Below are 12,536 nucleotides of genomic sequence, written 5' to 3'. Positions count from 1 at the left end.
AATACGTCTTTTTTATTGTTTTTTCATTCTACGATCCATTTTCATAGTGTCATCCTATGCTCTGTTAAAAAAAAATTGCAGTTCAAGGAGTTATTAAAGAGGCTATAACTTTGATACTTAAAAAAAAGTTACGAGAGGGATTAATTTTGATGACACCGTGGGCATATTCCATAAATATTTAAAGCATGATCTGTCATCTGAAAATTAGCTTTCTCAGCAATTGTTTTTTGTCTTTGTTCGATAATTTCGTCTACAAACTCTTCGACACAGCCACACTTGATACAAACAAGGTGATCATGATGAGGGCCTTGGCTTAATTCAAACACAGAGTGCCCGCCTTCAAAATTATGACGCGTCACTAAACCTGCCGTTTCAAATTGGGTTAACACACGATACACTGTGGCAAGCCCAACATCTTCCCCTGTTTCCAATAAAGCTTTATAAACACCCTCTGCACTTAAATGATGATTAGGGGATTGTTCCAAAATTTGCAATACCTTCAACCGAGGTAATGTAATTTTCAATCCAGCATTCTTTAGCTGTTTACTTTCTTCCATCTATTCCTTCCCCAATAACGATCTTGTCTTCTCTTGAAGGTGTCTTTCAGTAAATGACGTGTTATTATGGCGAAATTTTTCACGATAGGCAAAAAAATGAGAATAATAATTTTTCTATTTGGAATTGTGTTTACTTTAACCCTCACTCAATGTTCGTCCTTTGATTTGTCTCGACGCGTAGCACAGCAAGGGAATTTATTACCTAAATCAACGGTTGATCGATTAAAAATCGGGATGAGCAAGGAAGATGTGGCCATATTATTAGGAAATAGCTTACTTAGCCCTACATTTAACAACAACCGCTGGGATTATGCCTATACTTGGCGCAGAGGCCGTGGTTATATCACCATGTCTACTGTCAGCTTATTTTTCCATAACAATACACTGACTCATATAGAAAGAGGCAAACTAAAGCCCGGAGTCGCAACGCTCGAACCCGACACGAACCAGGAATAAAAAATCCCACATTTTAGTTTTGTGATAAATTTATGTAGCCTGCGTGAAACAGTAGATCGGGAGGTTCAACAATGAACTCTCCTCAAAATACAATTCTGGTAATGCAACATGCAGGCACAAACCCCTATCGAGAACGAGTAGCCTTCTGGCGACGTTTCTCTTTTGGATCCAAAATTAAAGGCCTGTATATTTCAATTCTATCTCCTTCCTGAAGCACTTGATCCAAGGATACTTGTTTCGAATAAATCCCCACTGGCATATCTCGTGTTTCAGGATGAGTATGATATATCTCTGATGCATGAATTGCGTCAGAAACAGTAGCGCCTTGTTGCAGTTTTAAAGTTTTATGTAGTGTATTTTTATTCAAAGTGACATAAACCAGTTCCACTTTAACCATAGATAGCCTTAGCCCGCTCACAAAAAGAATCAACCATTTTATCGGTCACTTGTTCAAACACTGGACCAAGGAGCATGGAAAACATACGGCCAGCAAACTCGAACTCAAGATCAAAAGAAATTCTGCATCCTTCCTCCACTTCATCGAAGCGCCAAAATCCTTCTAAATGACTGAATGGGCCATCAACAAGTCGAATTTCAATCATTTTATTAATTTGAAGTCGATTACGGGTGGTAAATGATTTACTCATACCCGCAGCACCAATCACTAACGTGGCCTGAACCTCATCTTCATCACGATGGTGCACAGAGCTTTCTGCGCAATAAGGTAGAAACTCTGCATATCTTTCTACTTCATTGACTAACGAAAACATTTGTTCACAGGTATAATTCACCGTACGTGATTTTTTCACTATGGGCATGATGCTTCTCCCCGAATTGTATGCCTAAGCCAAAGACTTAAATCTTTAATTTCCTCAAAACAAATAGAATGTTCCATAGGGTATTTAGAATATGAAATATGTTCATATCCTTTATTCAACAACCATTCTTTGCTGGATTCGGTCCATTGAGGCAACACCAGGGAATCGAATTGACCTGCACCTATAAAAAAGGGCGTCTTTTTATCCAGTTTAGGTCTGGTGTGTGCCGCTAAAGGCAAATAGGAAGACAACGCCACAACTCCTCCCAAGCGAGCAGTGGTGTTAAGAGCCGTATGTAATGCCATAGCTCCTCCTTGTGAAAACCCAGCTAAAAATATTTGTTCAAAGGCCAAACCGTCATTTAATTGTTCATCCATCACTTTACGAATCAACAATTCTGACTTCTCAATCCCTTCTTTATCTTCTCTATCAATTAATTTCATTCCCATAATGTCATACCAAGCCGGCATGACCATTCCACCATTTAAGGTCACGGGACGTTGGGGAGCATTAATAAAGACATGGCGGATCGCAACTTCTGTAACTGTCAACTGGTCCACTAATCCCATCATATCAGAGGCATCGGCCCCTAAACCATGCATCCAAATAACACAGGCTTGTGTTTGAGACTCAGAATCATTTATAAATACCTTCAAAACAAATCCCCCGCCAACAAAAAAGAGAAATTATCGCTAATGCATTGAAGCAGTGCAAGTTAAACGCTCTGGATATTTAAAGTCTCTATAAACTCTATTTATATAATTTTTAGTCACAATGTTATGCAGTAGATCAACAAAGTAACTTCAAGTATTTTATTGTTATTCAATATGTATTATAGTGCGCTAGTATGAATTAATAAGAAGCAAAAAATGTATGAGAAAGTAAATAAAAAGTCATTTACCCTGGCCATGTTGGGAACAGATACTGTTTTCACGCCAAATTTAAAAAAAAGGAAAAAAGTACCCATAAAACTTGGAGGGAAAGTCCCAGAATATTACCCTAAGGGTGAAACGCTGAGTATTGTTTCTACATTGATTCAAACATCAGAAAATCCAATTATAGATCACAAACAACTTGCTCCTTACCTCTCTCCCGAAGTTGCTGTAGTTAATGGACCAAAAACTGAAGGGAGCAATGTTGGCGAAAAGATAGGTATTGGGCTGGGGATTGCTTTAAATGCCCTGGTTCGCGGGCAAACAGAACTCAATGAAATTGCGCACAGCAGAGGCGGAGTTGAGTCCATTCTGATTGCGCATGAGATTAATGCACTAAAAGAGAATATCGCTTCTTTCGAGAACTTCGATGACCTCACAAAATTCTTATGTGCGCAACACTTAGAGAGAAAGAAAAGTAAAACTTATAATACTCCCGACATCATGTACTCTCTTCTATCTCAACTGCCTAAAGACAAAGGGATCCAGGAACAATGGTTTAAAACCTTAAAAGCCAATATACCAGAGGCTTCAATGAACCTTTTTATCATTGATCCGGTCCCTGGAGATTGTTGGCCTGTCACTTGGTATGACGACAGATTCTTTACACTTCCCCCGATTGTAAAACATGCAGAATTTGTCTATTACGAAAATGAACGATCGGATTGGGGTTTTACCCCAATCTATCCAGAGGCAACAACGCCTGATCAAATCGTAGTGCGAAATACTGTTCCTGGACATCATGGTACAGGCTCTGCTGGAACCAATGCATCCCAACAAAACATGGTCGTTTCTCCCAGCGATACAAAAGCAACCCATGTGCAAAAATTGATACTATTTAAAATATTGAGATTTTTAGATATTCATGGTGTTGCTTTTAAAGAAGCACAGGAAATTTTTCATGAATATAGTGCATTAGGCCGAAAATATCTTTTCTCTTTAGATGAAGATCATGAGCCAAGCGTTGTGTCAAAATTTGATTTTGCAACCATATTTCGCAAACTCTATGACAAAATCTATAAAAATAGAAAAGCCTATGAAGCATTTAATGCAACTTCTTATACTTTCATGGGCGTATCTCCTCAAAGGAAAATACTGCGCACGGATCACAAATATGGATTGTTAACCGAAGTGTTCCCTAAAAATTCGGGATATGTGAATGAGGAGCACAGTGCATTGATGAAAGAGTATTTCTTTAAAATACTGCAAGTAGATTCCCATCAAAGTAATGACATTGTTACCTTGGTGAATACAGCCAAAGAAGTTTTATCTAGAAACATTAGAAAAATATCCAATCCTAGCGATTCGATTTCGGATCATTCAATTTCATTAGCCATACTGGACAGTGAGTCCGTCCGTCAAGATGTATTAGATTCCTTTGGTGCATTAATTCAACGGGTGAGTCAACAATACCTTAATGATGAATTGAGTTCTGAGAAGAAAAAAGCGGAAAAGCTCCATCTTTTTGAAGCCATCATTCAAATATTCAATGAATTTAATTTATTATTAGAAACGGATAATCCCACAATAAAAATATTTGTTGAAAAGCTCATCGCCTTGAGCTTAAGAGGTATCACACAGACTGTAGAACAGCAAAAATCCAATTTAGAAGAAGAATTAAACCATTTGCAAGCGACTACAGATGACAATTTAAAATTCTTTTTTAATAATTTACTGACGCAAATCAATAAAGATGAGGAGTATACAGGTTCTGCAATTCATCCGGAAATTAGAGAAATCTTTGAAAGCCCTGACTTTGCTCAATTGGCCAATCACCCTGTGCGAATCAAGATAGAATATATCTGCAACCAACTTGCCGAAAAACTTCCTCAAGATAAAGGGCAAAACGATTTAATTGAACAACTCACAGAGCGATTTGAGGAGATTTATAGCAGTTCATTGGATGAATTTGAAAAACTCTATTTTCAAATTATGATTTTCATTCAGGATATTGCCGCTTTAAATCGAGTATTTGCAGATGGGGAAGCCGTATTCAACAAACATGAGTTGTCACTTCGCATACGAGCTGAAGCATTAATCGACAGTGCGGCACAAAAATTTTATAGAGACAGACCTCATGCTTTACCTGAACAAGCAGAAAGCGGCACATTTAGGGAAATGGTAGAGCGGCATGCAATCAATCATTATGGTGTGGTGGATAGAGTTAAGAAAGCCAAAGCTGATTTGGAGCAGGACAAACAACAATTGTCCTCGCATTTGGAAAATATGCAGCAACTCATGCGTCAAAAAGAAGCTCAAAATAAAGTAGCATTTGAGAAAGAACAAGCTAAAAAACTTGAATATCGAACTGCCCTCAATAATCCTAAAGAAGCAGAGTATTTATTGCTTATTCATAAAAAACTTATTCCCCTGACACAAGAATATTTAGCCTACCTTAAATCGCAATTACCTGAAAATTACGAATTGGAATTCAAAGAGGAATTAAAAAAAGAATATGAAAAAATAGAGGATAAAATTCAAAAGGTATCTGCTCTTTATGATATTTTAAACAATGAAAAACAAATGCCGCATCCAAAAGAGCGGATAAGAGAATTTTATCATCGTCTTGATTTGGTAGCAGAGAAACTCTCAACTCACCGAGATAAAGAATTTGACCGTTTCTGCCAGAATGTACTCATTGCCATAGGAGTTCTTTTAAGCGGTATTGTTCCAGGATTGATTGCACTAAAAATTTATTCCAGTGTAGGCTATTCAGGTACCAAGTCACTATTATTTTGGCGTTCCGCGGGGCACAATGTGGTATCCAATTTGAACCGGTATAAAAAGGATATTGATCTTACTATTCAAGCTGAAAAAGACGATGACGAAGAAAGCGCAGAAATATCCCTTGAGTTTTAATCTAAATATGGGATAGTGAGAATCTATTTTTTTAAACTAATTTAAAAATGAAGAATATTAACTATTTTATTCTGGTTTGCCTTGCTATATTTCTATTAAGTTGTGGACAGAAGGGTCCACTTTATTTACCAGAAACAAAGAAACCAGAAGCTTCTCACTTGATCCAAAATTGATATGAAGAACATTAAATTTACCAAAATGCATGGATTAGGCAATGATTTTATAGTGATCGATGGCGTCCATCAAAAAATTGATTTGACGCCGCAACGAATTGCATTATGGTCACAACGCCACACGGGAATTGGCTTTGATCAATGTCTTCTTATTGAAGCGAGTCACCAGGACGGGATTGATTTTAATTATCGGATATTTAATGCAGATGGACAAGAAGTAGGTCAATGCGGTAATGGGGCGCGTTGCCTTGCTTTATTTGCTCATTACTATGGTTTAACTGACAAAAAAGATTTAACCGTGGCGACTGCAACCACACGAATGAGTTTACACATTAATTCGGACTCGACGGTTAGTGTCGCAATGGGAATACCGCAATTAGCCCCATCGGCTATTCCCCTCAGAGCAGAACAACAAAAAGATGAGTACTCTCTAAACATAGAGCATTCACAAATCAAATTCCATGCGCTAAGCGTCGGGAATCCACATGCTGTGATTTTGGTCAAAAATATAGAAAGAGCTGCTGTGGCTACTCTTGGCCGCCAAATAAGTCTGCATCCTGACTTTCCAGAGCAAGTGAATGTTGGATTTATGCAAATTATCAATCCGCGTCACATCCGATTGCGTGTGTATGAACGAGGTTGTGGTGAAACACAAGCCTGTGGAAGTGGGGCTGTTGCAGCAGCTGCTGTAGGACGGATATTTCATCAAATGGACAAAAAAATTACGGTTACCCTGCCTGGAGGTGATTTGCTTATTGAATGGCCAGTAGCGAATGAGCCCATTATATTAACAGGTCCTGCCGCTTTCGTTTACGAAGGTAAACTATTTTAATGCAAGAAGCCCCTTATAGGTTTCCATCTCCGGTATATACAAAGTTAATACAAGTATTGAATTTTATTTACAAAGAGTTATCCTGAAAGAACGCCTCACACTCGCACGGTGCCCAAATTTTATTAAGGACTTCTAAAATACGCTGCCGTGAGCAAGGAAGCTATTGTCGCTATACCTAGCAAGAAGTCAGTTTGGAAACTGGTGCTTGGCAAAAAGGAGAGTGCCATGACAGGAAGCAAAATACAAAGTTTCGATCTTTTCAAAGCTGCTATGGGAAATCAGGAGTTTTTAGCAGAAATCAATAAGGATAAAGTAAACCAAACCTTTTTTTTAAAAACCTTGGAGGAAGGAAATTTAACACTTCAAAATATTCTTGAATTCATCAAAATAGTCAAAGATCAAAAAGTAAAATCCCTGTTAATCATTTACGTATTAAGCCAAAAGGAATTCTTTTCTTGTTTAAAAGGTGAGTCATTACTCAAACGATTAACCCATCAAGACCATCACATACCTTCTCGTCTTAATTTTTTAATCCATCAGCTTGATGCAAAGACACTTACCACTGCTTTAATTAGTCGATTGGAACCAGAGGCAGCAATCAGTATTCTTTGCTCAGTCCCCCACTTCCATCAACTAACAAGAATCCAAATAGAAGCGTTATTTGAAAGATATCCGCTATATGAACGACACCAGGTACTGACGTATTGGATAAATCATTACGTTTCGATGCCTAATTCTCATTATATCTTGGCTCATTTAATGAATATTGCAGGACATCAGGTTCTCGACGAGCTGAGTAAATTAACTTTTATCCAGAAAGAATTAATCATAAAGACGATGATAGAGCATTTAGGATTATTTAATCATATCCCCACTAAATTCATAGAGCATGCAAATCAGGAACCTCATTTAATCGCATCAATGCGTTTTTATTTGCACGGCCATTACAATAAAGCTCACGCTAATTTTATCAAACTATTATCCAAAAAATTATTTGAGAAAAACCACTCGTTTTCGTTAGAAGCCATAGAGTTATTTTTTTTTCTAAATGATAAATTAGAATTCAGAGAACTCTCTAAAAGAACTTCTCATTTAACCAACCGTTTTTTACGAAATAACGCTATTAATGGAAATGTTTCTTTGTTTTATCACAATAATCGCATCAATATTCAAAGAATGTTGCAAAACATTTATTTACAACCCACGGTATCCGAAGGCAAGAAATTAAGGCAATCAGCACATCCCGATGAAAATCCTTTTATAAACGGATTAATCAAACACGATAAATCAATTAATTGTTTCGAGTATTTTTTAATTCATTATAAAGGAAATTCGAACTCTATTGGTCAATTAATTAATGACTACCTGGAATACTATGAGCGTCCCGAACATGCCACATCTCGAATTAAAGCAATTTACCACATTGGATTTATGCTAGGGCGACCTGAGATAGATGATCTGATAAAAGACGCAATATTCACCGCTTTTTTAAATCATCCGGCTTTTTTTGATCAACAAATCAGTTACCAATTATTTTTATTTGATGCGAAAAGAACCCTACGCTTTTTTGGCTTGAGAGGAGGTATTGAAAATTATCAACGTGTCATTAAGTTGTGTACTTTAGCATTAAAAAATTTACATCCTGAAACACATTATGAAATTATTGAAATGGCTCAAAAAGCACTTTCAGAAGCACAATGTGAATTAAACTTATCAAAAGAGCAAGGAATTTTTTCTTCTATTATCCGATGGTTTAAAAGATGTTGGATTTATGGATGGTCTGGATTTTTTAAACCCAATCTTCCTGAGTATGTGGTTCCAAATTCAATAACTCCATTAAAGAATGAAAAAGATTCTATGCTGGATGGTACAATTATCTACACAGAAATTCAGGAGCAGGAAGAAAATCTTCCAGAGCTGTTAAATGAAATAAAACTTCCAACAACGCAAGAACACTTCGAGCAAATTATCAGAGCCTTGACTATATATTCTTTATCCCCTTTGCCGAAAGAAGAATTCATGACAAGAAAAAAAATCCATGACTTATATCATGAGGCTTTAAATAAAAAAGAAGAGAATGAGGATCTTTATGTATGGTTGAAGGACAATCAAACTCCGTTCATTAACAATCAATTTCATCTTTTGGAATTGATGTTTAAAGAAAAATCAAGAAATGAAATTGATGCATTTCTTGCACAGGTCAATGAAGATTCGGATCATTTGCAATATGTGTCTGAAGAATTAGAGTATCTGTTGCCCGAATTGATCATGAGACTCGAACCGAAACCCAAAGAGCCAGAGACATCCGGATTTGTATCTACCGCAACTAAAGTAATATCCGAATATACATGCGAAGCAGGAGTATTGGCCCAAAATGCCTTACATTGGGCTGAAGGTTTTTTTAACAAAATAAAAACTACAGAACAAGAGGAGGAACCATTCGAAGTAGAACATATAGAATCCTTTCAGAACACCATAGGCAATAAAGGAGTTATAAGTTCTTAAGTTTCCAGCGTTTATGCATCCAGTTCCATTGTTCAGGATGCGCCAAAATAATACGTTCTAAAGCTTGGTTGTATGCAAGGGTATTATAGTAAAGTGATTCTTGGGCAGTTTCATAATCTCTCCAGGGAATGGGTTCATGGAATTCTAGAACATGTTTTCCATTGGGTAATCTATATCCTGCCGCAGGTATTACCGGAACTCCAGTATACCGGGATAAAGTCGCCAAGCTCCTGTAAGTCCCTGCTTTGATGCCAAAGAATTCGACAGCAATACCGTCTCGATTTGCCAAAGAGGCATGCTGATCAAGAACGAAAATCACAGCATGATTTTGTTCCAAAGCAGCACAGACTTTATCTAAAGAATTTTTTTTCGGAATAACATTTAAGCCCACTTGATAGTATTGCTTAAATAAACTTCGCTCAATAAATTTAACAGATAAGGTACGGCGAATAAAATGAAATTGTCCCTGAAACTCTTTAAAATTTAAAACGCCACCAATTGGAGCAACTTCCCAGTTACCGAAATGGCCAGTAAGAACCAAAACCCCTTTTTGTTGTGCTACGACACCCAACATATGTTCATGGCCACGAACTTCAACTTGATTTCGTAAGTCGGCCTCTGACATAAAACGCATCTGTATGGCTTCTTTAAGTGATTTAATTAAATGAGAATAATAGGATTGAGCCAATCTCTTTTTTTGTGGGGTATTTAATTGAGCGCCATAAACACGATCAATATTAGCCATTACAATATTTCGTTTATAAGGGAAGAATTGATATATAAGCCGTCCAAGCATGCTGACAGGCAATTGGTCAATTTTTTGATTCAATTCAGTCACAAGCTTTAATCACCAAACACGCATTCATACTAGCAAATCCTCGAGTAATGGTTAAAGCATAAGGACCTCTAGCTAATGGTTGATGCTCAGCGCTGACGCGCAATCCACTACAACTGGATGCAACTTTTTGCAAATTAGCGACACCAGGAACACATTTGGTTGAAAGAGCGTAGGTAGCCATCACTGCATCAATCAATCCTGATGCACATATGGTATGCCCCATAGACCATTTAAATGCTGTTACCGGAATTTCTTCTCGACCGAATACATTGTGAATCGCTTGCGCTTCACTAGAGTCTGATTTGCTGTTTCCATTTCCATGGGCCACGATAAAACCTAAATCATTTGGATTCACATCGACCTGTTTCAAAGTACGCTGAATGAGTTCAGTAAGTTGTTGGCCGCTCGTATCTACTGAAAATAATCCCTCGGCCTCGCTCGAAGATAATCCACCAAGGACCTCCCCATAACATGTTGCTGATCGCGCACGTGCACTGGTTTCGCTTTCTAAAACCAAAGCTGCAGCACCTTCACCTAAAATTGTCCCATCATGAGACTCATCAAAGGGTTTTAAATGCTGATAACTTAATACGCCGAGTTGTTCATAATAAAATAATGCTTGTGGTTCGGTCGCTATATCATAGGCAACTACTACAGCCCTTTCTGCCTGTCCACTTCGAATGGCATGATATGCCTCTAATAAAGCCTGCGTTCCGCTCACTGCATGATTGGTGACATTATGGTTTGGTCCTTTAAATTCGTAAGTTATTCCGGTATAAGCAAGAACATTATTGGGTAGAATCCTCAATAACCACATGGGATGAACGGTTTCAAACAGTTGATTTGCAAACTGCTGCATGTTTTCCTGGGTTTTTGCCAATAAAGGTAAAAAATCGTATTGTTGAAAATACTTATTGCCCGGTGATCCTACGAAAACAGCAGTTTGTTCGTTAAATGTGGCAGCATCTTCAAGCGAATCCCGAAATGGAATCATTTGGCTCTGTTCGACAGCTTGAACAGCAGCATGGATGCCCATGACATCCTGACGTGAAATAACTTTCATTAATTTACGATCGGGCAGCATTTTTGCTGGATTAAACTCTTTTAATTCTCCCCCTAATCGAGAAGGCCATTGAGATAAATCACATTGGCTTATTTCAGCAATGCCATTTTTTCCGGATAGAATCGCATCCCAGGTTGCATCAGCAGTTGCACCTGATGCCGTTAAGGCACTTCGTCCTGTAATAAAAACTCTATTGCTCTGAGTCATAACCCTGCCCCTTCAAATTCAGGATGCTTAAATAATAAGCAGCTATTGGAGCCACCAAATCCAAAAGAATTAGATAACACAACACCTAAGGAGCCTTCTCGCGGCCCATCAATGACATAATCTAGATCACATTCTGGATCGGGAGTGGTTAAGTTAGCCGTTTTAGGAATTTGGGCTTGCTCAATAGATTTTACCGATAACACCGCTTCAAGAGCCCCAGCTGCTGCAATCAAATGGCCAGTTTGACTTTTTGTCGAACTTACGGGCAACCGTGAAATACTTTCTTCAAAAACGGCCTTAATCGCATTGGTTTCACTTAAGTCATTCATTTTTGTGGAGGTGCCATGGGCATTAATATAATCCACATCGTTAGGCTTAACCCCTGCATCATGCAAAGCACGTTCTATTGCTTGAATTGCCCCGTCACCGTTGGGATGTGAATCTGTAATTCGATATGAACTCAAGGAGTTTCCTTCACCTGCCAATTCAGCGTAAATACGCGCGCCTCGAGCTTTTGCTTTGCTCCATTCTTCAAGAATTAAAAAAGCAGCGCCTTCTCCCAAAACAAATCCATTACGTGTCGCATCAAATGGCCTACTTGCTGTATCAGGCGTCTCGTTATATGTTGATAAGGCGCCTAATAAACAAAAACTGGATAATCCCAACGGGTTGATCATGGAATCAAATCCACCAGCCAACATGAAATCCGCTTCACCCCGACGAATGACCTGCATTGCCAATCCTAAAGCTTGCCCTCCTGAAGCACAAGCGGTGTGCACGGAAGACGCATAGCCTCGAATTCCAAATTGTTGAATTAATAAAGAGAGGCCTGAATTGGGCGTGGTTTTACCAAAATCAGATAATTTATAAAAATCTTGGGTATGATTGAGCAAAAGTTCCCAATTGGCTTCACCATCTGGAGCACAAATTTTTTGAAAGCGAGAGAGATAATCAAATTCTGCGGTCATCATGCCGCTGCCGGTCACGACTCCCCATTTTGATGCCGTGTCCTCTGTAGGCAAAATACCTGCATCATCAAAAGCCTCTTGGGCCGCTTGAAGGGCAAAACGTGTAAAAGACACGGAAAACCGACTTCGTTTTGACACTAATTTTGGAGTGAGTGAAAAGTTTTTGACTTCAGCGGCAATATAGGTTGGAAAGGAACTGGCATCAAACTGATTGATGTTAGAGATTCCTGAACGTCCCTCTAATAAATTGGTCCATGTGGATTGCACATCGAGTCCTAAAGGAGAAACCGCTCCCAAACCTGTAATCGCTACACGTCTTTTTTTCACT

At 38.3% G+C, this 12,536-nt stretch carries 12 protein-coding genes; 5 read left to right on the top strand and 7 right to left on the bottom strand.

Annotated elements, in window-relative coordinates; genetic code table 11:
• Window positions 1-140: 140 nt before the first annotated feature.
• Window positions 141-557 carry a ferric iron uptake transcriptional regulator gene (gene fur / locus BU07_RS0102430; protein WP_031563362.1) on the bottom strand — a complete coding sequence of 139 codons (417 nt, stop codon included), beginning with the start codon at window positions 555-557 and terminating at the stop codon, window positions 141-143.
• A 66-nt stretch (window positions 558-623) separates the two neighbouring features.
• Between fur and BU07_RS0102425 the strand changes: the two genes are divergently transcribed.
• Complete coding sequence (locus tag BU07_RS0102425; protein ID WP_031563361.1) at window positions 624-1,013, top strand: outer membrane protein assembly factor BamE; 390 nt, start codon at window positions 624-626, stop codon at window positions 1,011-1,013.
• A gap of 124 nt (window positions 1,014-1,137) precedes the next feature.
• Here BU07_RS0102425 and BU07_RS0102420 read toward each other — a convergent pair whose 3' ends face one another.
• The 3 genes from BU07_RS0102420 to BU07_RS0102410 are packed head-to-tail and all read right to left on the bottom strand — an operon-like array spanning window position 1,138 to window position 2,487.
• On the bottom strand, window positions 1,138-1,410 hold the full coding sequence (locus BU07_RS0102420) for an RnfH family protein (protein WP_031563360.1): 273 nt from the start codon (window positions 1,408-1,410) through the stop codon (window positions 1,138-1,140).
• The gene (locus BU07_RS0102415) at window positions 1,403-1,831 is read right to left on the bottom strand and encodes a type II toxin-antitoxin system RatA family toxin (protein WP_031563359.1); all 429 of its coding nucleotides are present in this window, start codon (window positions 1,829-1,831) and stop codon (window positions 1,403-1,405) included. Before BU07_RS0102415 ends, BU07_RS0102420 begins: the two co-directional genes overlap by 8 nt.
• Window positions 1,822-2,487, bottom strand: coding sequence for an alpha/beta hydrolase (locus BU07_RS0102410; protein ID WP_031563358.1), 666 nt, complete (start codon window positions 2,485-2,487; stop codon window positions 1,822-1,824). The genes BU07_RS0102415 and BU07_RS0102410 overlap by 10 nt, the downstream gene beginning before the upstream one ends.
• A 213-nt stretch (window positions 2,488-2,700) precedes the next feature.
• On the opposite strand from BU07_RS0102410, the gene BU07_RS0102405 reads away from it, so the two are divergent.
• From BU07_RS0102405 to BU07_RS0102395, 4 genes are all read left to right on the top strand, one after another.
• Window positions 2,701-5,622 (top strand): hypothetical protein, encoded by a 2,922-nt coding sequence (locus BU07_RS0102405; protein WP_031563354.1) that lies wholly within the window; start codon window positions 2,701-2,703, stop codon window positions 5,620-5,622.
• 47 nt (window positions 5,623-5,669) lie between these two features.
• A complete protein-coding gene (lptM, locus tag BU07_RS17845; protein ID WP_084157780.1) occupies window positions 5,670-5,795 on the top strand; it encodes an LPS translocon maturation chaperone LptM in 126 nt (41 codons plus the stop codon).
• Window position 5,796: 1 nt separating this feature from the next.
• Window positions 5,797-6,627, top strand: coding sequence for a diaminopimelate epimerase (gene dapF, locus BU07_RS0102400; protein WP_031563352.1), 831 nt, complete (start codon window positions 5,797-5,799; stop codon window positions 6,625-6,627).
• A gap of 225 nt (window positions 6,628-6,852) precedes the next feature.
• Window positions 6,853-9,132 carry a hypothetical protein gene (locus BU07_RS0102395; protein ID WP_031563350.1) on the top strand — a complete coding sequence of 760 codons (2,280 nt, stop codon included), beginning with the start codon at window positions 6,853-6,855 and terminating at the stop codon, window positions 9,130-9,132.
• Here the strand turns inward: BU07_RS0102395 and BU07_RS0102390 are convergent.
• Genes BU07_RS0102390 through BU07_RS0102380 form a run of 3 tightly spaced genes read right to left on the bottom strand, consistent with a single transcriptional unit; the run spans window position 9,119 to window position 12,535 of the window.
• Window positions 9,119-9,928 carry a lysophospholipid acyltransferase family protein gene (locus tag BU07_RS0102390; RefSeq protein WP_423202582.1) on the bottom strand — a complete coding sequence of 270 codons (810 nt, stop codon included), beginning with the start codon at window positions 9,926-9,928 and terminating at the stop codon, window positions 9,119-9,121. The genes BU07_RS0102395 and BU07_RS0102390 overlap by 14 nt on opposite strands.
• 34 nt (window positions 9,929-9,962) lie before the next feature.
• Window positions 9,963-11,240 carry a beta-ketoacyl-[acyl-carrier-protein] synthase family protein gene (locus BU07_RS0102385; RefSeq protein WP_031563346.1) on the bottom strand — a complete coding sequence of 426 codons (1,278 nt, stop codon included), beginning with the start codon at window positions 11,238-11,240 and terminating at the stop codon, window positions 9,963-9,965.
• Window positions 11,237-12,535, bottom strand: a complete 1,299-nt coding sequence (locus tag BU07_RS0102380; RefSeq protein ID WP_031563344.1) for a beta-ketoacyl-[acyl-carrier-protein] synthase family protein — start codon at window positions 12,533-12,535, stop codon at window positions 11,237-11,239. Before BU07_RS0102380 ends, BU07_RS0102385 begins: the two co-directional genes overlap by 4 nt.
• Window position 12,536 lies beyond the last annotated feature (1 nt).

Origin of the sequence: Legionella wadsworthii DSM 21896 = ATCC 33877 (assembly GCF_000701265.1) — a bacterium.
Classification (GTDB): Bacteria; Pseudomonadota; Gammaproteobacteria; order Legionellales; family Legionellaceae; genus Legionella; species Legionella wadsworthii.
This window is presented reverse-complemented; position numbering and strand designations above follow the sequence as displayed.